Source organism: Nonomuraea maheshkhaliensis (assembly GCF_039529435.1).
Classification (GTDB): Bacteria; Actinomycetota; Actinomycetes; order Streptosporangiales; family Streptosporangiaceae; genus Nonomuraea; species Nonomuraea maheshkhaliensis.
Window position 1 is genome coordinate 13799 of record NZ_BAAAMU010000080.1, and the last position, 19426, is coordinate 33224.

Genomic DNA, 19426 nt, shown 5'->3' on the forward strand with positions numbered 1-19426 from the left:
GCTCCGTCTCGGGCGCCGGCTCGGCGTCAGGCGTCGGCGAAGCCTTGGTAGGCCCGCGTGAGCGGGCGAGTGAGGTCGCCGGGCGGTGGGAAGACGCGCAGCAGCAGGTCGGGGGCGGCCGGCGTGGGGCGTCGTTCCGGGCGGTGGGCCGTGGCTCCGGGGGCGTAGAAGTCGGCCAGGCGGTCGGCGAACGGCACGTCCGTCACCGACAGCCCGGCGGTCGCCGGCTCGTCGGCGAGTGAGCCGAGCAGCTGCTCGCGGGTCCGGCCGCGCCAGGCCAGCACCAGGAACGGATCGTCGTCGAACGACTCCGCCAGCAGGTAGAGCACCGCCGACAGGTGCTTGCACGGGAAACCCCAGTCGGGGCACGAGCAGTCCATGTCGAGGTCGCGCGGGAACAGGTCGAGCCCCATCGCCGCGAACAGCTCCTCGATCTCCGGCGGCATCTCGCCCGCCAGCAGCTTGGCCCGGTAGACGGCCTGCGCCGCGATCGACTCCTCGACGGCCGTCCAGCGCCGCTCGTCGTACGCCTCGATCCGCACCACGACCGCGTACGGCTGCCGCCGCGACCCCTGCACGGCGGCCCTGACCTCACCGGCGGACAGGTCGATCGACAGCACCTGGCCCTGGCGGGCGTAGGCGCGGCCGCGCGTGAGGCGGCCCTTGTCGCAGATGCGCTCCAGGATGTCGATGAACCGGCGCGACCACCAGGTGGAGCCGATGCTGCCGCGCCGCGTGCGGGCCTTGAGACCGTGCTCGACCCTGATCGGGCCGCCGCCGCCGTACCAGCCGGGCATCAGCTCACCCCTTCGGCTGTCAGCGCGAACACCTCGCGCAGCTCCTCGGTCGACAGGTCCGTCAGCCACTCCTCGCCGGTGCCGACGACCCGCTCGGCCAGCGCCTTCTTCCGTTCGATCATCTCGTCCACGCGCTCCTCCAGGGTGCCGGCGCAGATGAGCTTGCGCACCTGGACGTTCTTGCGCTGGCCGATCCGGAACGCGCGGTCGGTCGCCTGGTCCTCGACGGCCGGGTTCCACCAGCGGTCCACGTGGATGACGTGGTTCGCGGCCGTCAGGTTGAGCCCGACGCCGGCCGCCTTGAGCGAGAGCACGAACAGCGTCGGCTCGTCGTCGTGCTGGAAGCGGTCCACCAGGCGGTCACGGGTCTTCTTCGGCAGGCCGCCGTGCAGCCACAGGACCGGCCGCTCCAGCCGCTGGGCCAGGTAGGGCTGGAGCATCGTGCCGAACTCCGCGTACTGGGTGAACAGCAGCGCCTTCTCGCCCTCGGCCAGGATCTCCTCGGCCAGCTGCTCCAGGCGAGCCAGCTTGCCCGACCTGCCCGCCAGCCTGGAGCCGTCCTTGAGCAGGTGGGCGGGATGGTTGCAGACCTGCTTGAGCCGGGCCATGGCCGACAGCACCAGGCCGCGCCGCTCGATGCCCTCGCTGTCGTTGATCCTGGCCAGCATGTCGTCCACGACGGCCTGGTAGAGCGTGGCCTGCTCGGTGGTGAGCGGGCACCACTCCTTGACCTCCAGCTTCTCCGGCAGGTCGGAGATGATGGACCTGTCGGTCTTGAGGCGGCGCAGGATGAACGGGCCCGTCGCCTGCTTCAGCGCCCTGGCCGCCTGCTCGTCCTGGCGGGCCTCGATCGGCTCCTGGAACCGGGTCCTGAACCGCGCGCGCGGCCCCAGCAGCCCCGGGTTGGCGAACTCCATGATCGACCAGAGCTCGGCCAGGTGGTTCTCCACCGGGGTGCCGGTCAGCGCGAGCCTGCTCTCCGCGGGGATCGCGCGCACCGCCCTGGCCTGCAGCGTGCCGCTGTTCTTGATCGCCTGGGCCTCGTCGCACACGACCCTGCGCCAGGTGTGCTCCTTGAGCGTCTCCAGGTCGCGCTGGGCGGTGCCGTACGTGGTGATCACCAGGTCGGCGCCCTCGATCTCGGCCGCGTCCCTGCCGCTGCCGTGGTGCACGTACACCCGCAGGTCCGGCGCGAACCTGGCCGCCTCCCGCTGCCAGTTGCCCACCAGCGACATCGGGCACACCAGCAGAGTCGGCGCGCCGGGCCCTTCGTGCACGAGCAGCGCCAGCGTGGTGATCGTCTTGCCCAGGCCCATGTCGTCGGCGAGCACCCCGCCGAGGCCCAGCCCGGACAGGAAGCTCAGCCAGGCCAGCCCCCGCTCCTGGTACGGCCGCAGCGTGGCGTCCAGGCCCGGCGGCGTGGCCAGCGGGGTCAGCCGCCGCTCGGCCTGCCCGGACAGCAGGTCGCCGAGCGCGCCGTCGGCGTCCACCGAAAGCAGCGGCAGCTCGTCGTCGCTCTGGACGATCTCGCGCAGCAGGTCGGCGGCGCTCGCCTCACCCGTACGGCCGCCCTCGACGGCCCGCAACGCCGCCTTGAGCTGCCTGTCGTCCAGCTCCACCCACTGGCCGCGCACCCTGACCAGCGGCACCTTGAGGCGGGCCAGCTCGGCCAGCTCCTCCTCGCTGATCGTCTCCTCGCCCACCGCGAGATCGACGCGGAAGTCCAGCAGCTCCGCCATGCCGAAGCCCTGGCCGGCGGCGGCCGACTGCGTCTTGGTCCTGGTGGTCAGCTTCAGCCCCAGCCGGGTGCGGCCCGCCCAGCGTGGCAGCTGCACCCCGAACCCGGCCGCCTGCAGCAGCGGCGCGGCCGAGCGCAGGAAGCCGAACGCGCCCGCCGTGTCCAGCTCCAGCACGCTCGGCTCGGGGACGCGCAGGGCGCGGTCGAGCTCGGGGTAGAGCCTGACCGCGCGGCCGAGCCCGGTCAGCAGGTCGCGTTCCGGCCTTCCGGGCAGCCCCGTCACGCCGTCCCAGAGGGCGGCGGCCGGGACGTACAGGCTGGGGTCGTCGGTGGCCTGCAAGGCCAGCTCGACCTGCCAGTCGTCGGTGTCTTCCGGCTCCAGCAGGCGGAAGCACACGCGCGTCGCGCCTTCGGCGGCCACCACCGAGTCGTGCCAGCGTTCCAGCTCGTCGTGCAGCTCGGGGTCGTCGGGGCAGGCGGGGGCGTCGCCGGAGAGCGCGGCCAGCCAGCGTTCCCGGGTGGTCCTGGGCTTTCCGGCGATCAGCGGGGCGGTCAGCGTCGCGCGCGCCACGGCGTCGGCGAACGTCTCCAGGGCCTGTCCGAGCACCTCGGCGGAGGGGCGTTCGGTGGCGGAGGTACGGCAGGCGGGCGGCATGGCCAGGGCCAGCTCACGGAAGTAGGCGGCGTCGGCCCCGGTCAGCACCGGTCGCCATCCGGCCCTGGCGTCGTCGGGCGCGACGGCCCACATCCCCATGCCGTCGGGATCGTTTCCGGCCGGGGTGCTCTCCGGCTGCTCGGGGCGGATCAGGCGGGGGAGGACGCGGCCCCGGCGTACCAGGTCGCGGGCGAAGGCGGCGACGGCGGCCCAGTGGCGCATCGTCGCGGTGCCGGTGCGGGCGGCCAGCGCGTCGAGCGCGTCGGGGACGGCGGGGACCACGACCGGCACCCGCCACAGGCGCAGCCTCGGCCGCGACACCTCCGCCAGCCGCCCGGTCTCCGGCGACGGCAGCGGCTCCTTTGCCGACCCGGGCAGCAGCAGCTCCAGCGTCCGGGACGGGGCGTCGTCCAGGCCGAGCTCGGCGGCGACCTCCTCCGCCGGCGCGGCGAAGGGATGCGGCCGCACCGCGCCGGGTGCGGGGGACGTGGGGTCGGTGGTCTCCGCCCAGAAGGCGAGGCCGTCCGTCGTCCACACCCCGTGTACCAGCACCCGGGCAGGCTACCGCCACCAGCGGAAGATCGGGGACCGCCGCGAAGGCGCGGAGATCGTTTCCCGTAGGATCCGGTCATGAGATTCTCGGGGGCCGAGGACAGATGGCGTGAGGGGCTGGGAACGCTGCGGGACGTCGTCCGCCAGGATCTCGTCACCCGGCAGCTCGCCGAGCACCTTCCCGCCACCCCCTGCCGCGTCCTCGACGTCGGTTCCGGCCAGGGCACGCAGGCGCTCAGGATGGCTGCCAGGGGCCATCACGTCACCGCGCTCGACGCGTCGCGTGAGCTGCTCGGCCTGCTGGAGGCCGGGATCCAGCCGGGCATGCGGGTCAGGACCGTGCACGCCGAGGCCGAGCGGCTGGGCGAGCTGTTCGAGCCGGGCGGCTTCGACGCGGTCCTCTGCCACGGCGTGCTGATGTACTTCGACGACCCCGATCCCCTCCTCGCCGCCCTGGCCCAACGGCTCGCCCCCGGCGGCCTGCTGTCGCTGCTCGTGCGCAACGGCGACGCCCTGGCCATGCGGCCGGGCCTGACGCGCGACTGGACGGGGGCGCTGCGGGCGTTCGAGGGCATGGGCTATCGCAACCGGCTCGGCGTGGACGCCAGGGCCGACCGGCTCGACGAGCTGACGGAGCGGCTGGGGGCCCAGGGGCTGGAGGTACGGCAGTGGTACGGCGTGCGCGTGTTCAGCGACGCCGTCCCCAAGGACGAGCCCGTACCGGACGACCTCTACGACCTGCTGGCGGCCGAGGAGAAAGCGGGCAGGACCGACCCCTACCGCCGGGTGGCGGCCCTGACCCATCTGATCTGCCAGGTCAGGCACGGCTGAGCGAGACAGGCGGACAGACCGGTGGCGAAGCCCGGCTCGGCGGCAGCCGAAGTCGTACCATAGAGGTATGAAGACTCCGGGATCGTGGTGTGAGCGGCCGAAGCCGCAGGCTCCCTCGTGCGAGCTCCCGTCCCCGTTCAGCAGGCCGAAGCAGCCCGGCAACTGGTGCGAGACCGAGAAGGACCCCGTGGCGTCGGTCTTCAAGTTCCTGATCAGGGTGGCCAAGCGCTGACAGGCGCGTGATAAAAGGCCGGCCGTCTGGGTAGTCGCCTTCCTCAGCGGAGGAGGCGAACGACGTGAACGACACCCACAAGCTGGTCAACGACCTTTCCGGGCAGGTCTCCCGGCTCGTGAAGGACGAGCTCCGCCTGGCCAGACTGGAGCTGGCGGAGAAGGGCAAGCGCGCCGGGTTCGGCGCGGGCCTGTTCGGTGCGGCCGGTGTGGCCGCGTTCTTCGGCGGTGCCACTCTCGTGGCCGCCGTCGTCATGCTCCTCGCCCTGGTGCTGCCCGGATGGGCGGCCGCCGCCATCGTGGCGGCCGTGCTGTTCATCGCCGCCGCCCTTCTCGGGCTCATCGGCAAGAACGAGGTCAAGCAGGCCGGGCCGCCGGTGCCCCGAGAGACCATCGCGAGCGTCAAGGCCGACTTCGACATGGTCAAGGAGAGGGCGCGGCGATGAGCGAGACGGACCCCGGATACAGCGAGCAGCACGCCGGCGACGTCGGCGCCCGCAGAGCGACCGTGGGCACGCCGACCGAGCGCGAGTCGATCAACGTACCCCCGACCAGGCCGGGCGCGGCGGAGAACGCGCACCGGGCCGAGGAAGCCCGGCAGGAACACGAGACGTTCGTTCCCGAGCCCCCCGTCCCGGACGAACGGTCCGAGGCCGCCGGGAGCCATCGGACCGAAGAGCTGCCTGCGGGCGGAGCCCGCCGGCAGGACGACGAGCAGGAGGATGAGGACGACGTGCGCAGGGATATCGAGAAGACCCGGCGGGAGCTGGGCGAGACCGTCAGCGCGCTGGCGGCCAAGACGGACGTGAAGGGCCGGGCGGGGCACGTCGCGGAGGTCGCCAAGGACCGCGCCGGGCACGCCGCCGAACTGGCCAAGGACCGGGCCGGCCACGCGGCGGAGCTGGCCAAGGACAAGGCGGGACATGCCGCGGAACTGGCCAAGGGCAAGGCCGCGGACGTGGCGGAGAAGGTCAGGACGAGCACGCCCGACCAAGTCAAGGACGTGGCGGCCGGGGCGAGGAAGCGGCCGATGGTGCTCGTCGCGCTGGCGGGCGTGGTGTTCGCGTTCGTGGCGCGGCGCATGATGAGGCGGCGGTCCCGTAAGTAGGCCCCATAAGTAGCCGCGGCGGGCAGACCGCCGATGCTCCCTGTGGGCGGCTCGCCGGACGCGGTGCCGCGCGGGCCGCCGGAGGCCGATAGCCTGCCCGGGTGATGCGTGCGACGGCCGCCGTCCTGCCGGCCCTGCTCCTTGCCCTGGTGGCGCCGCTGACGGCGTGCGGCGCCGGGTCGGCGGTGAACGACTACGGCAAGGTGATCAAGGGCTCGAAGGGTGCGACCGTGCAGGTGCGGGTGCGCCCGGGACAGCGGTTCTCGCTGGCCGTTCCCGACAACCCGTCGGTGGGCGACAGCTGGGAGCTGGCGGAGGTGCCGGACGCGAAGGTGGCCTCGTTCATCAGCAAGGAGCGCGAGAGCCGGGGCGACGCCCCGGGCTCCGGCGGCACCAGCTACTTCGTCTTCAACGGCAAGCGGCCGGGCACGACCGAGGTGCGGCTGTTCGACTGCTGGCGGTGCGGCCAGGCCAGGACGCCGTCCACGGAGGACAGCAAGAGGCAGTCGGGCGAGGCGATCTTCGCCGTCACCGTGGCGGAATGAGCGACCCAGGCCCAGGAGCGGGAGCCCTCAGACCGCCATCGCGCGGCACAGCACGTCGAGCGTCGTCTCCCTGACCACCTCGGGATCGGCGCCCGCCGCGAGCCGCCGCCCCTCGCCCAGGATGCTCCACCCCAGGTGGGCGACCAGGTCGGGATGCTCGTGGCCGGCCTCGGCCAGGACGTCGCGGAGCGGGGCGATCATCGTCGCGTGCAGCTCGTCGAGCCGGACCCGGCAGCCGGGCGGCAGCTCGGCCGAGACCACCGCGCGCAGCACCGCGTAGTCGGGGCTCGCCACGAACGACAGCGTCACGACCCCGAACTCCCGCACCCGCTCCCGCAGGCCGCCCGGCCCCGACGTGACGCCCTCCAGCCGGGCCCGCCAGCGTGGCACGGCGTCCTCGACGAGCTGGGCCAGGATGTCGGCGGTGGAGGAGAAGTAGCGGTAGACGCTGGAGCGGGCCAGCCCCACGCGGGCCCCGACGGCGGCCGGGGTCAGCCCGGCCGTGCCCTCGGCGACCAGGATCTCCAGCGCGGCCGCCAGCAGGGCCGCGTGCCGGCCGGCACGATGGTCGGCCACCGTGGCCGCGCTGATCCTCGGCACCGCCTCACTCCTCCTCGGGTCGCCGGCCTCCAGTATCGGGCAGCAGCAGCGTCGCTCCGACCCCCGGGAACAGCACGAGCCCCGTGACGACGGTGACCCGGCGGGTGGCCTCGGCGGGGGCGGCCACGTCCGCCGGGTCGCGCGACCTGGGCACCTTTGAGCGTGCCGAGCAGGACCAGCAGGCCGATCGGCAGGTTCACCCAGAACACCCAGCGCCAGCCGAAGTCCGTCACCACCCACCCGCCGAGCAGCGGCCCGAGCGCTGCCATGCCGCCGATGATGGACCCCCGTGGCCGAGAGCCGCAGGTCGCCCATGATCTCCGGCACGGCCACGTTCACGATCGTGGCGTCGATGACGATCACCGACATGCCGACGCCCAGGACAAAAAGGGAGCCAGCTCTGCCGCTGGGTCCGCCCTGTTTGCGACACCAGGTCCCCAACCATGTCCCCCAACATAACAACACAGTGTCGCTAAGTGGTCGGCTAGTCTCCAGATCATGGACTTCATCCGGGTCCGCGCCTCGTCCGACGGCGCGGAGGTGATCTCGTACTGGACCGGCGACGTCTACGGCCACCAGGACGACGACGGGCCGCACCACCTGTTCGGGTTCGAGGGGCTCAACGTGGCCAGGGCGGTCGAGACCGGCGCCGATTGGCAGCTCCTGACCAGGGAGGCCGCGCTCTACCTCGATCCGGCGAGCAGGCAGGTGCTCGACACCTGGGACAACCCGTTCACCGGCCACACGGTCGAGGTGCGCCACGTCTTCAACGACCCGGTCAACCAGCGGCTCGGCGCCTACCCGGTGCCGGAGACGCGGCTCGGCGGCCAGGTCGTCTACAACGTGGACGTGCGGCTGGCCTACCCCTCGCCGCTCAAGGTCGCCGACTATCCGGACAACTCGGCCAGCGACACCTACCGGGCGCTGGAGCTGTTCCAGTTCTTCGTCTCGGCCGCCGACCTGGAGTCCGGCGTGCCGGACGTCCCGTGCGTGTTCTCCTGGTGTCGGGTCTCGCCCTGGCTGCCGTGGATGGCGATGGGGCGGCGCGGCGGCGGGCTCGTCTACCACTGCAGGGGCGCGAAGGTGGCCGAGGTGCCCGGGCGGCTGCGCGAACGCGCCGGCGAGCACTTCCTGCACGCGCCCGAGCGCTGGTCGGAGCCCAACGTGACGAGCTGGACCGCCTTCAGGGACAACCCTGCCGGGGGAGCCGGCCGGTGAGCGGCGACCTGTTCTGCGAGATCATCGCCGGCGAGCGGCCCGCCCACGTGGTGAGCTCCGACGAGGTGGCCGTCTCCTTCCTCGACGTCCGGCCGGTCTTCAAGGGCCACGTGCTGGTCGTGCCGCGCGTGCACGTCGAGACGCTCACCGACCTGCGCGAGGTGGGCCCGTTCTTCGAGCGCGTCCAGGCCATGGCCCGCGCCGTCGAGGAGGGGCTGAAGGCCGGCGGCACGTTCGTCGCCATGAACAACCGGGTCAGCCAGAGCGTGGCCCACCTGCACGTGCACGTGGTGCCCCGCCAGAAGAAGGACGGCCTGCGCGGCTTCTTCTGGCCGCGCACCACGTACGACTCCGCCGAGGAGGCCGAGTCCTACGCCGCTCTCATCGAGCAGGCTCTCTGAGCTAGGCTCGGGCGGCGTGGAATACCTGGTCGACGTGGTCGTCGTGGCGGTGCTCGTCGGCGTGCCGTCGATCGTGCTGTGGCGGGTCATGCGGGGTCGCAGGGAGCTGGGCACCAGCCCGGCGGAGCGGGCCACGTTCGAGACCCTGCACACCGCCTCGATGGCCGGGCCGCCGCTGCGGGCCGGCCTGACCGCGGACGGCGCCGAGCGCGCCTCGCGTCACCTGCGCGCCCTGCTCGGCTCGGCCGCCGTGGCGGTCACCGACGGCGAACGCCTGCTCGTCTACGACGGCGCCGGCGACGACCACCACGCCGACCGGGCGTTCGAGCACGCGGCGGCCACGCTCAAGGACGGCCGCACCCAGGTCCTGACCATCGACTGCGACCTGCTCGAATGCCCCATCAGGCACGCCGTGGTCGTGCCCCTGACCACCGACGACCGCGTGGTCGGCGCGCTGGCCGCCTACGGGCAGAACACCTCGGCCGGGCTCGTCAGGGCCGCGCAGGAGGTCGCCGGCTGGGTGGACTCACAGCTGGAGCTGGCCGAGCTCGACCGCTCGCGCACTTTACTGATGGAGGCCGAGGTGCGGGCGCTGCGCGCGCAGATCTCCCCGCACTTCATCTACAACTCCCTCACCACGATCGCCTCCTTCGTCCGCACCGACCCCGAGCGGGCCAGGGAGCTGCTGCTGGAGTTCGCCGACTTCACCCGCTACTCCTTCCGCAGGCACGGCGAGTTCACCACCCTGGCCGAGGAGTTGCGCTCGATCGACCGCTACCTGATCCTGGAGCGGGCCAGGTTCGGCGACCAGTTGCAGGTGACGCTGCGCATCGCGCCGGAGGTGCTGCCGGTGGCGGTGCCGTTCCTGTGCCTGCAGCCGCTGGTCGAGAACGCCGTCCGGCACGGGCTTGAGAGCAAGAACGGTGTCGGCCGGATCACGATCATCGCCGAGGACGCGGGCGCGGAGTGCCGCATCAGCGTCGAGGACGACGGGCTCGGCATGGACCCCGAGCGGCTGCGCCGCATTCTCGCAGGTGACATCGCTCCGGCGGGCGGCGTCGGGCTGGCGAACGTGGACGAGCGGCTGCGTCAGGTGTACGGCGACGAGTACGGTCTGGTCGTCGAAACGGCCGGCGGCGCGGGCACCAAGGTCAACATCAGGTTGCCGAAATATCACCCAGGCGTCTCCGCCCGTTGACCTCGATCTTTGTTGTCGGTTTAGTCACTGTCTATGGCACAACTCCGGGTACTGGCGGTTGATGATGAACTGCCGGCCCTCGAAGACCTGTCGTACCTGCTGCGCGCCGATCCCCGCATCGGGGAGGTGGCCACGGCCAGGGACGGCGCCGCCGCGCTGCGGCTGCTCGACCGCGCCATCGCGGACGGGCGGCCGATCGACGCGGTGTTCCTCGACATCAGGATGCGCGGCCTGGACGGCGTCGTGCTCGGCCGGCTGCTGTCGCAGTTCGCCAACCCGCCCCGCGTGGTGTTCGTGACCGCGTACGAGGAGCACGCGGTGGACGCCTTCGAGATCAAGGCCGAGGACTACCTGCTCAAGCCCGTACGGCCGGAGCGGCTGGCCGAGGCGATCAGGCGGGTGGCGGTTTCGGCCGACGTGCCCGTCGAAGGCGGCGAGAGCGACACGATCCCGGTCGAACTGGGCGGGGTGACGCGATTCGTCTCCAGCGCCGACGTCATCTACGTGGAGGCGCACGGCGACTACGCGCGGCTGCACACTGCCGCGGGCAGCCACCTCGTCCGCATTCCGCTGGCCACGCTGGAGGAACGGTGGGCCTCCGCGGGCTTCATCCGGGTGCACCGCAGCCACCTGGTGGCCGTCAAACACATCGAGGAGCTGCACATCGACTCGGGCAGGTGCACCGTGCGCGTAGGTGAGACCGAGCTGCCGGTCAGCCGGCGGCACACCCGCGAGCTGCGCGACCTGCTGGTGCGGCGGGCCAGGAAGGGCAGGCAGGAATGAGCCAGGTACCGCGCCGCCGTGCCGACGCGCCCCGCCGCGTCACCGTCACCAGCCCCAGGACGGCCGCCGCCCGCCGGCCCCGCTATCCGGCCCTGCGCGAGATCGACGAGCAGACCCGGCTGGGCGAGGTGTACATGCACTCGCTGCTGCGCACCCAGTTCCGGCTGGCCCTGTTCGTCTGCACGGTGCTGGCCTGCGTGATCGGCGGCCTGCCGCTGCTGTTCCTGCTCCTGCCCGACCTGCGCGAGGTGCACCTGCTCGGCGTGCCGCTCCCGTGGGCGGTGCTGGGCGGGCTGCTCTACCCCGCCTTCGTCATCGGCGCCTGGCTCTACGTCCGCCAGGCCGAGCGCAACGAGCGGCACTTCGCCGAGCTGGTCGAACGCCGATGAGCCTGGCGGCGGTGCTCGTGGTCATGCTGGGGGCCTTGCTCATCGGCGCGTTCGGCATCAGGTTCTCTCGCACCACCTCCGACTTCTACGTCGCCTCCCGCACGGTCAGCCCGCTCTGGAACGCCTCGGCCATCGGCGGCGAGTACCTGTCGGCGGCCTCGTTCCTGGGCATCGCCGGATTGATCCTGTCCTTCGGCGTGGACATGTTGTGGCTGCCCGTCGGCTGGACCGGCGGCTACCTGGTGCTGCTGGTGCTGGTGTCGGCGCCGCTGCGGCGCTCGGGGGCGTACACGCTGCCCGACTTCGCCGAGGCCAGGCTGGAGTCGATGACCGTGCGCCGCACGGCGAGCGTGCTCGTCGTGCTCATCGGCGGGCTCTACCTGATGCCGCAGTTCCAGAGCGCCGGGCTCGTGCTGCGCACGATCACCGGCGCGCCCGTGTGGGTCGGCGGGCTGCTCGTCGCCGTCGTCGTGGCGGTGAACGTGCTGTCGGGCGGCATGCGCTCGATCACGTTCGTGCAGGCGTTCCAGTACTGGCTCAAGCTGACCGCGCTGGCCGTGCCGCTGGTGTTCCTGCTGCTGGCCTGGCGGGCCGACGGCGCGCCCGCCGTGAGCGCCGCGGACGCGCTCACCTGGCAGACGCCGCTGGGCGGGGTGAGGGAGTACGGGCTCTACTCGACGTACTCGCTGATCCTGGCCACGTTCCTGGGCACCATGGGGCTGCCGCACGTGCTCGTCCGCTTCTACACCAACCCCGACGGCCGGGCCGCGCGCCGCACGACGCTGGTCGTGCTCTCGCTGCTCGGCGCGTTCTACCTGCTGCCCGCCGTGTACGGCTGGCTGGGCCGCATGTACGCCCCCGACCTCGTCCGCACCGACACGGTGGTGCTCACGCTGCCCGCCCGCATGATCGGCGGCACCGTCGGCGACCTGCTCACCGCGCTGGTCACCGCGGGGGCGTTCGCCGCGTTCCTGTCCACGTCCTCGGGGCTCACCGTGTCCGTGGCAGGGGTGATCGCCCAGGACCTGCTCAAGGGCGGGGTGCGCTCGTTCAGGATCGCCACCCTGATGGCGGTGGCGGTGCCGCTGGCCCTGGCCCTGTGGGCGCGGGCGCTGCCGGTGGCGGACGTGGTGGGGCTGGCCTTCGCCGTGGCGGCCTCGTCGTTCTGCCCGCTGCTCGTCCTCGGCATCTGGTGGCGCCGCCTGACCACGACGGGGGCCCTGGCCGGGCTCTTCGTCGGGGGCGGGCTGGCCTGCGCGGCGGTGCTGGCGACCATCATCGGCGGTCCGGCGTCGGGCCTGGCCGGTGCCCTGCTCGCGCAGCCGGCGGCGTGGACCGTGCCGATCGCGTTCGTGGTGATGGTGGCCGTGTCCTTCCTGACCCCGCACCGGGTGCCGCCCGGCACGGCCAGGACCATGGTCAGGTTGCACACCCCGGAGAACCTCGACCTCGACCGCGGCGACTGGCGGCCCCGCTCGTCGTAGACCTACAGGAGGTACGCCTTCTTGATCTTGGCCCGCTCCATCCGGTGGACCTCGTCGCAGTCGTGGCAGTAGCCGATGACCGTGCCCGGCCCGAACTCCAGGTCGTCCATGTAGTGCTCGCCCCGCTTCCAGACGATCACGATCGGCTCGCCGGTCACGGCCGCGTCCTGGAGCGCCTGCTCGGCCGAGCCGGGCGCGGGCCGGCCGGGACCCCCGAGCATGAGCAGGGCGGCGGCCTCGGCGTCGAAGCCCGCCTCGCCGGGGTCCGGCTCGACGGGCAGGCGCCGGCGCTCGGGGCGTTCGGCCTGGATCGTCCCGTCGGCGGCCATGCCGACCGGGGCGTGACCGGCCTGCCGCAGCAGCCGCAGCGTCTCGCCGGGAGGCAGCGGGCCGAGCGCGACCGTCGGCGCGATCCGCCGCAGGCCCGCCTTGCGCAGCGCCTTCGCGGCGCACAACTCGGCGATGACGGCGGGGTCGTCGGCGATCACGACGGACGGGGCCGCGCCGACCTTGACGGTGCCGTGCCTGCGGGCCGTGTCGGTGATCAGGTAGCTCAGCGGTTGCGGGATCGCCTTGGCGGCGAAACGGGCCAGCCCTGACAGCAGTGTCTCGGCGCCCGTGCCCTGGTCGAGCGCCCTGCGCACGCTCGACTCCGAGAAGCGCCACACGCTCGCCCGGTCGCGCGATTCGAGGTCGGCGGCCAGGTCGAGGAAGGCGGCCAGCTCCGGGGAGGGGACGCCGGTGACGACGGCGGTCAGGTCGTTCTGCAGGGTCACGGTCGTGACCGGGGCGGGGAAGAGCGCGTCCACGTCGCCGGAGCCGGGCAGGGTGTGTCCGGGTGTCGTGTGCGTCTCGCCGGAGTCGAGCCGGGTGCTTCCGGATGTCGGGCGCGCTCCGCCGGAGTCGCCGGAGTCGAGCAGGGCCCGTCCGAGCGTGGTGAGTGCTCCGCCGGACACGATGCCGAGCCACTCGGCCTCGCGCAGGGCCGCGGCGACGAACGCGCCGGCCGCCTCCGGCACCTCCGCCATCGCCCGCGTGCGCCAGGCCACCGCCTCGCGCATCCTGTCCGCCTCCGCGCCCAAGCCGGGAGGCAGTGTACGCAGCGTCTGGAGCACCGCGCGCCGGATCCGGCCCGCCTCGCAGGCGAACCCGTACGGCGGCGGCAGCGGCGTCATATGCTCCTCGCAGCACCCCACGACGCGGTGAGTGGGCGCCTGCGGCAGCCTCAGCCAGCTCTCGGCCAGCACCCGCCACCTCCGGCCCGCAGGACGCTCCAGCCAGTCGTCCAGGAACGTGGTGGCGATCAGCCGCTCGCCCTGCTCCGAGCCGATCAGGTCGGCCTCGAAGGCGACGTCCAGCCAGAGCCCCGCCTCCTGCTCCGGCAGGCCGAGCGCCTTGGCCACCCGCCTGACCTCGCGCACGCCCACGCCGCCCGCCTTCAGCTCGGCCACGGACTCCGTCGCGGCCAGCTCCGCCAGGGCCCGCGCCCGCTCGATCGCGGCCAGCGCCGTGTCCACGCCGTCGCCCGGGGGGAGAGGGCCGGCCGGCACGTGGGGCGGCCCGGTCAGCGCCGGCTTCGAGCCGTCGCCGCGCAGGGCCAGCGCGATCTCCCTGGGCAGCTCGTACTCCCAGCCGTCACGGATCACGAACCCGGCCTGCACCAGGCGCTCGACAGGCTGCGAACGGGGGACGGGACCGTAGCCGAACTGCGTGCCGGCCAGCACGGGAGGCCCCGCGGCCATGGACTCCAGCACGGCACGCGCCTGCGCCGGCAGCCGGGCCGCGCGGGCACGCACCGCCGCGCCGTCGGCCAGCAGCTCCTCGGCCTGGCGCACCAGGTCGGCCTTGCGTCCCGCCGGCTGCCCGCCGAACGTCCTGACGATCGTCTTCAGCGTCTCGGCCGTGACCGTCTTCCCGAACTCCCGCAGCGGCCGGCCCAGCCCGAACGGATGCTGCCAGAGGCCGGCGGGGTGACGCGAGCGCACGGTGTCGTCGCCGGGGCCGCCATCGGGGCCGCCGCCTGGGCCGCCGTCGAGCGTCATCAGGCCGTGCCCCGCCAGCGTGTCCAGCACCTCGCCGAGCCGGCCGAGAGGGTCGTGCAGCAGGCCGGCCAGCGTCTCGCGGGTGGCCGCGCCGCCCGCCGCCTGGACGGCCTGGCTGACGACGTGGCAGTCGGCGTCGAGGTCGAGCAGGGCGGGGATGGCCAGCTCGGGCCGCTTCAGCAGCCGTTCGAGCAGGTCTACGGAGGGCACCCCGGCGAGCTCGGGCCTGTTGCGGAGGATCTGGGTCAGCGCCGGGGGGAGAAGAGCCACGATCCGACTGTAGTCCGCCGGGTGACGCCCCGCCGCCCCGATCATGAGACCCGGAGGTACGCATGGCCATCACGGTGAGTGAGACCCTGCTGACTGCGGGGGTATGACGAGGGCGGGGCCGCCTCCATGTGACTGGACTTCGCGTGACGGATTCCTGGGGAGCGGCTTTGCCGGGGCGGACTTCTCGGAGAGGGAGGACGGCGATGCCGGAAGCGGACGGGCCCGAACGACCCGGCGATCCCAACCCCGCTCCAGCGGCACGGGACCACGATCCCTCCGCGCCGCACGATGGCGGCTCCTCCGCGCCGCATACCGGTGGTACGTCCGTGCCGGACGCCGGCGGTTCCTCCGAGCGCAGGCGGATCGGCTCCTCGGTGCCGCAGGGGCGCGGGTGGGTGGCCGGGGTGCCCGCGCAGGCCCATCCCGCGCTGGCCGCGGCCGCGGTGGCGGCGCTGGAGGAGTACACGGCCGCCACCGCCGAGCACGACCGCGCCACCCTGGCCGAGGTCGTGGCGGAGGGCGCCGACGGCACGCCCACCATGCGCATCGACCTGCTGGTGGAGAACGCCATCCTGGCCGCGCTGTCCCGCCATCCGGTCAACGTGCTGACCGAGGAGACCGGCTGGGTCGACAACGGCTCGGCGCTGACCCTGGTCATGGACCCCGTGGACGGCTCCAACAACGCCGCCGCCGGCGTGCCCCTGTCCGCGTTCTCGGCCGCCGTGGCCGTGGACGGGACGTTCACCGAGGGGCTGACCGTCTGGCTGGACACCGGGCGGAGCTGGTGGGCGAGGGCGGGCACGCCGTCCCCGCTGCGCACCACCGGCCGCACGTCCCTGCCCGGCGCGGCCGTCTCCCTGCTGCGCCCCCATCCCGCCGATCCGGGGGCGGCCTCGGCGTGGTGGGAGGTGGCGCGCCGGGCGGGACGCGTACGGATCCTGTCCACGAGCTGCCTGGAGGGCGCCCTGGTCGCTCAGGGGGCGACGGACGCCTTCGCCGACGCCGCCACGGACACGCATCGGCTGGTGGACATCGCCGCCTCCGTGGTGCTCGCGGAGGCGGGCGGCGGGGCGGTCAGGGACGTGTTCGGCCGCCCGATCGTCCTGGACATCGACCTGACCCGGCGCTGGAGCGGCGTGGTGGCGGCCAGCGCGGAGCTGGCCGACGAACTGGCGACGGTCCTCCACGACGCGTTCGAAGCCGGCCGCACCACTCATCCCGGTTCAGGCGCCTCAGCGTGACGCTCGCCCGCATGTGGGGATGAGAGATCGGGGTCGGTCAGGCGGGCGGCGATGCGGAAGTCGAGCTGGATGTCGTGATAGGTCACGCCGGCCGCCACCTGGGCGGGCAGGTTCGTGCGGTCGCTGCCCGAGGCGTGCTCCCCGGACGGCTCCGTCTCCGCGTGCGTGCGCACCTCGGGGCGTGCACGGAAGCGGAGCTCGCGGGCCTTCACCGAGGCCCTGATCTCGACGTCCGGCACCTCCGGGCGCTCAGGCACCGGCACGGTGAGTCCTCACTTGCGCCTGCGATGACGCTTGGCCGCGTGTCCCGGGCCGCCGGTGAGGTGGTCGAGCCAGTCGCGGCCGGCCCTGAAGGTCCTGCGGGCCAGGGCGGCGGCCAGCTCGGGCGCGCTCATCGCCTCCACCTCGTGCCCCGCCGCCGTCCCCTCATCCGGCCTCGTGCCGCCGGGCTTCTCGACGACAGGTCCGGCCCCCGCCGCCACGTCCCGCACGACCTCTCCGGCTCCGGGGCCGACGTCCCGCACCGCGCCACCGGCGCCCGTGCCCACATCCCGGACGACCTCCCCCGCCCCTGCCCCGACGTCGCGGACCGCCGTGCCCGCGCCCGCCCCCACGTCCCGTACGGCGCCCCCTGTGCCGGCCCCGAGATCGCGGACGGCGTGGCCGGCGCCCACGCCCACGTCCCGCACCGCGTGCCCCGCGCCGGTGCCGAGGTCGTGGACGGCGGCCCCGAGCTCGCGCGTCACGTGCTCAAGGATCTGCGGGTTGTCGTCGATCGTGGTCAGCACCCGGTCGATGATCCGCGCGACGTTGTCCAGCCGCACCTGCAGCACCGCCTGCGCCTCCACGCCCTTGATGGTCAGGTTGACGCTCCCCAGCACCACGTCCGCGCCCACGTTCAGCCGGAGCAGGTCCAGCACCTCGGCCTGCAGCGACACCTTGGCCCGCAGGTCCTGCACGTCAAGGTCGAGCTCCTCGACCTTGACCATGGGCACGTCCAGGTAGACGTCCGGATCGGCGGCCTCCCACGAGGTCTCGGCATCGTCGCTCTCGGACATCGCTCTTCTCCTTGAGCCGGCCCCGAAGTCGTACAGCCGGGTGGCTACCCGCCCAGGGCACGATTCAGACGAGGGCATGCCGAGACCTGACTCCGTCTTGGAGTCAGGCCGGGATTTCTCCCGAGCCGCGCGCCACGAGCTCGACCGGTACCTTCACCCGCCGCGCCACCCGCGAGGGGTTGAGCAGGAGGTCGACCGCGCTGCGGGCCAGCCGGGCGACGTCGTAGCGGACCACGGTGACGCCGGGGTTGAACACGTCGGCGAGGGCGAAGTCGTCGAACCCCACGTACGCCGGCCGCTCGGGCCGCTCCCGCAGGGCTTGCAGGATCCCGATCGCGGCCCGGTTGTTGGTGGCGAAGAACGCGGTCGGCGGCTCGGGCAGCCCGAGCAGCCTGGTGACCTCGTGGGCGACCCGCGCGGGCTCGAAGACCCCGCACACCACGAGTTCGTCGTCGGCCGCCACCCCGGCCCCGGCCAGCGCCGTACGGTAGCCGATGGCCCGGTCGTGCACCGAGCTCAGCCCGTCGTCGTCGGAGATCAGCGCGATGCGGCGGTGCCCGTGGGCCAGCAGGTGCTCGGTGGCGGCCCGGCCGCCCCACACGTCGTCGAGCAGGACGACGTCGGCCGCCTGCAGCCCGGACGGCACCCGGTCCACGAACACGGTGGTCAGGCCGGCGTGCTCGGCCAGCCAGCCGTGGTCGGCCGCCGAGGGAACGACGATCAGGGAGTCGACGCCCCGCGCGTACATGGACTCGATGAGCATGCGCTCCTTGGCGGCGCTCTCCTCGTACGAGCCGAACACGACCAGCGCCTCGTGCTCGGCGGTGGCGGCCTCGACGGCGGCGGCGAGGCGGGAGTAGAACTCGTTGGAGATGTTCTCCATGACCAGCCCCAGCGTCAGCATGGTCGCGCCCCTGGCCAGCCGGGCGGCGGCCTCGTTGCGGCGGTAGCCGAGCGCGCTGATCGCCGCCTGCACCCGCTGCTGCAGCGACGTCCTGACGTGCGGCTCCTGGTTGACCACCCGGGAGACGGTCTTGAGACTCACGCCCGCGTGCCGGGCCACGTCGGCCATCGTCGGCTTCGGCGTGCGAGCTGTCATAGTCTGCCCCCATGGATGACGATTGGATCTGTAGCCGGTTGGGCGAGGACGAGCCGTGGGTGCTGGGCGCGGTCAACCCGCCGGTGTACGAGAACTCGGTGTTCACGTTCGAGACCGCGGAGGAGCTCGGCGAGGCGATCAAGAACGAGGACGAGCGCTACGTCTACTGGCGGGGGACCAACCCGACGGTCGACCTCGCCCAGCGTAAGCTCGCGGCGCTCGAGCGGGGAGAGCGGGCGAAGTGTTTCGGCTCGGGCATGGGAGCCATCTCGGCGACGATCTCCTCCCTCGTGTCGGCCGGCGACCACGTGCTGGTGCTGGGCGCGGTCTACGGACCCACCACCCAGTTCCTGCGCTATCTGGAGAAGTTCGGGGTCACGCACACGCATGTCGAGGACCTCGCGCAATGTGACAGCGCAATCAGGGGGAGCACCCGCCTACTCTACTTCGAGTCCCCTTCCTACATGGCCTACCAGGTCGTGGACATCGCCGGGATCACCGCGTGGGCGCGGGAGCGCGGGCTGGTGACGGTGATGGACAACACCTGGTCCACGCCGCTGTTCCAGAAGCCGCTGACGATGGGGGTGGACCTCGTCGTGCACTCGCTGTCGAAGTACATCGGCGGGCACAGCGACCTGGTGGGCGGGGTCGTCGTGGGGTCCGCCCGGCTGGTCAGGCCGCTGGCGCTGACCGAGTACCAGCTCTACGGGGCCGCCATGTCGCCGCACGACGCGGCCAAGGTGATCAAGGGCCTGCGCACCCTGCCGGTCCGGATGGCGGCGCACCAGGAGCGCGGCCTGGCGGTGGCGGCCTTCCTGAACGATCATCCGGGGGTGCGGGCGGTGAACCATCCTGGGCTGCCGTCGCATCCGGGGCACGCGATCGCGTTGCGGCAGATGTCGGGGTTCTCCAGCCTGTTCAGCGTGGAGCTCGACACGGAGTCGCGGGAGAAGGTCGCAGCTTTTCTCGATAAATTGCGACATTTCAGGATCGGGGTGTCGTGGGGTGGGTTCGAGAGCCTGGTGAACGCACCCGCGCTGTCCACCGAGGAGAGCGTGCGGGCCACGATGGGCATCCCCGTCGGTCTCGTGCGGCTCTCGGTCGGCCTGGAGCCCGCCGACACTTTGATCAAGGACCTCGGTCTGGCGCTTGAGGGGCTGGTCGCCTAGGTTGGCTCACAGCGCGT

At 72.9% G+C, this 19426-nt stretch carries 21 protein-coding genes and 1 pseudogene; 13 read left to right on the forward strand and 9 right to left on the reverse strand.

Annotation, left to right across the window (positions count from 1 at the left end):
* Positions 1-26 precede the first annotated feature (26 nt).
* Both ABFX54_RS38200 and ABFX54_RS38205 read right to left on the reverse strand, forming a co-directional pair.
* Positions 27-797 carry an SWIM zinc finger family protein gene (locus ABFX54_RS38200; protein WP_346111655.1) on the reverse strand — a complete coding sequence of 257 codons (771 nt, stop codon included), beginning with the start codon at positions 795-797 and terminating at the stop codon, positions 27-29.
* Positions 797-3742, reverse strand: a complete 2946-nt coding sequence (locus ABFX54_RS38205) for a DEAD/DEAH box helicase (protein ID WP_346111656.1) — start codon at positions 3740-3742, stop codon at positions 797-799. The genes ABFX54_RS38200 and ABFX54_RS38205 overlap by 1 nt, the downstream gene beginning before the upstream one ends.
* Positions 3743-3820: 78 nt before the next feature.
* Here ABFX54_RS38205 and ABFX54_RS38210 point away from each other — a divergent pair, with 78 nt between their 5' ends.
* From ABFX54_RS38210 to ABFX54_RS38230, 5 genes are all read left to right on the forward strand, one after another.
* Positions 3821-4573, forward strand: coding sequence for a methyltransferase domain-containing protein (locus ABFX54_RS38210; protein WP_346111657.1), 753 nt, complete (start codon positions 3821-3823; stop codon positions 4571-4573).
* Positions 4574-4640: 67 nt separating this feature from the next.
* Complete coding sequence (locus ABFX54_RS38215; protein WP_346111658.1) at positions 4641-4805, forward strand: hypothetical protein; 165 nt, start codon at positions 4641-4643, stop codon at positions 4803-4805.
* Positions 4806-4869: 64 nt separating this feature from the next.
* A complete protein-coding gene (locus ABFX54_RS38220) occupies positions 4870-5250 on the forward strand; it encodes a phage holin family protein (RefSeq protein WP_346111659.1) in 381 nt (126 codons plus the stop codon).
* Positions 5247-5912: a DUF3618 domain-containing protein gene (locus ABFX54_RS38225; protein ID WP_346111660.1), complete on the forward strand. Its 666-nt coding sequence runs from the start codon at positions 5247-5249 to the stop codon at positions 5910-5912. The genes ABFX54_RS38220 and ABFX54_RS38225 overlap by 4 nt, the downstream gene beginning before the upstream one ends.
* A 104-nt stretch (positions 5913-6016) precedes the next feature.
* Complete coding sequence (locus ABFX54_RS38230) at positions 6017-6457, forward strand: protease inhibitor I42 family protein (protein ID WP_346111689.1); 441 nt, start codon at positions 6017-6019, stop codon at positions 6455-6457.
* Positions 6458-6484: 27 nt separating this feature from the next.
* On the opposite strand, the gene ABFX54_RS38235 is transcribed toward ABFX54_RS38230, so the two are convergent.
* The 3 genes and pseudogenes from ABFX54_RS38235 to ABFX54_RS57175 form a co-directional block, all read right to left on the reverse strand.
* Positions 6485-7057 (reverse strand): TetR/AcrR family transcriptional regulator, encoded by a 573-nt coding sequence (locus ABFX54_RS38235; protein WP_346111661.1) that lies wholly within the window; start codon positions 7055-7057, stop codon positions 6485-6487.
* Between the two features lie 4 nt (positions 7058-7061).
* Positions 7062-7211, reverse strand: a complete 150-nt coding sequence (locus ABFX54_RS38240) for a hypothetical protein (protein WP_346111662.1) — start codon at positions 7209-7211, stop codon at positions 7062-7064.
* Positions 7212-7236: 25 nt separating this feature from the next.
* Positions 7237-7326 (reverse strand): annotated as a pseudogene (locus ABFX54_RS57175) (hypothetical protein); the annotation flags it as partial.
* A gap of 229 nt (positions 7327-7555) precedes the next feature.
* Between ABFX54_RS57175 and ABFX54_RS38245 the strand changes: the two are divergent.
* Genes ABFX54_RS38245 through ABFX54_RS38270 form a run of 6 tightly spaced genes read left to right on the forward strand, consistent with a single transcriptional unit; the run spans position 7556 to position 12530 of the window.
* The gene (locus ABFX54_RS38245) at positions 7556-8275 is read left to right on the forward strand and encodes a DUF1838 family protein (protein ID WP_346111663.1); all 720 of its coding nucleotides are present in this window, start codon (positions 7556-7558) and stop codon (positions 8273-8275) included.
* Positions 8272-8676, forward strand: coding sequence for an HIT family protein (locus ABFX54_RS38250; RefSeq protein WP_346111664.1), 405 nt, complete (start codon positions 8272-8274; stop codon positions 8674-8676). The genes ABFX54_RS38245 and ABFX54_RS38250 overlap by 4 nt, the downstream gene beginning before the upstream one ends.
* Before the next feature lie 16 nt (positions 8677-8692).
* On the forward strand, positions 8693-9874 hold the full coding sequence (locus tag ABFX54_RS38255; protein WP_346111665.1) for a sensor histidine kinase: 1182 nt from the start codon (positions 8693-8695) through the stop codon (positions 9872-9874).
* 33 nt (positions 9875-9907) lie between these two features.
* Positions 9908-10657 (forward strand): LytR/AlgR family response regulator transcription factor, encoded by a 750-nt coding sequence (locus tag ABFX54_RS38260; RefSeq protein WP_106234564.1) that lies wholly within the window; start codon positions 9908-9910, stop codon positions 10655-10657.
* The gene (locus tag ABFX54_RS38265) at positions 10654-11046 is read left to right on the forward strand and encodes a hypothetical protein (protein WP_346111667.1); all 393 of its coding nucleotides are present in this window, start codon (positions 10654-10656) and stop codon (positions 11044-11046) included. The genes ABFX54_RS38260 and ABFX54_RS38265 overlap by 4 nt, the downstream gene beginning before the upstream one ends.
* Complete coding sequence (locus ABFX54_RS38270; protein WP_346111668.1) at positions 11043-12530, forward strand: sodium/solute symporter; 1488 nt, start codon at positions 11043-11045, stop codon at positions 12528-12530. Before ABFX54_RS38265 ends, ABFX54_RS38270 begins: the two co-directional genes overlap by 4 nt.
* 2 nt (positions 12531-12532) lie before the next feature.
* On the opposite strand, the gene ABFX54_RS38275 is transcribed toward ABFX54_RS38270, so the two are convergent.
* Complete coding sequence (locus tag ABFX54_RS38275) at positions 12533-14842, reverse strand: helicase-associated domain-containing protein (protein WP_346111669.1); 2310 nt, start codon at positions 14840-14842, stop codon at positions 12533-12535.
* A gap of 203 nt (positions 14843-15045) precedes the next feature.
* Between ABFX54_RS38275 and ABFX54_RS38280 the strand changes: the two genes are divergently transcribed.
* Positions 15046-16083: an inositol monophosphatase family protein gene (locus tag ABFX54_RS38280; RefSeq protein ID WP_346111670.1), complete on the forward strand. Its 1038-nt coding sequence runs from the start codon at positions 15046-15048 to the stop codon at positions 16081-16083.
* Here ABFX54_RS38280 and ABFX54_RS38285 read toward each other — a convergent pair.
* The 3 genes from ABFX54_RS38285 to ABFX54_RS38295 all read right to left on the reverse strand — a co-directional run bounded on the left by ABFX54_RS38285 (position 16056) and on the right by ABFX54_RS38295 (position 18240).
* Positions 16056-16346 (reverse strand): hypothetical protein, encoded by a 291-nt coding sequence (locus tag ABFX54_RS38285; RefSeq protein ID WP_346111671.1) that lies wholly within the window; start codon positions 16344-16346, stop codon positions 16056-16058. The two genes, ABFX54_RS38280 and ABFX54_RS38285, sit on opposite strands and share 28 nt — an antisense overlap.
* Before the next feature lie 9 nt (positions 16347-16355).
* Complete coding sequence (locus tag ABFX54_RS38290; RefSeq protein ID WP_346111672.1) at positions 16356-17141, reverse strand: TrbL/VirB6 family protein; 786 nt, start codon at positions 17139-17141, stop codon at positions 16356-16358.
* Between the two features lie 103 nt (positions 17142-17244).
* Positions 17245-18240: a LacI family DNA-binding transcriptional regulator gene (locus ABFX54_RS38295; RefSeq protein ID WP_346111673.1), complete on the reverse strand. Its 996-nt coding sequence runs from the start codon at positions 18238-18240 to the stop codon at positions 17245-17247.
* An 11-nt stretch (positions 18241-18251) separates the two neighbouring features.
* On the opposite strand from ABFX54_RS38295, the gene ABFX54_RS38300 reads away from it, so the two are divergent.
* On the forward strand, positions 18252-19409 hold the full coding sequence (locus ABFX54_RS38300; protein ID WP_346111674.1) for a trans-sulfuration enzyme family protein: 1158 nt from the start codon (positions 18252-18254) through the stop codon (positions 19407-19409).
* The last annotated feature ends 17 nt before the right edge of the window (positions 19410-19426 follow it).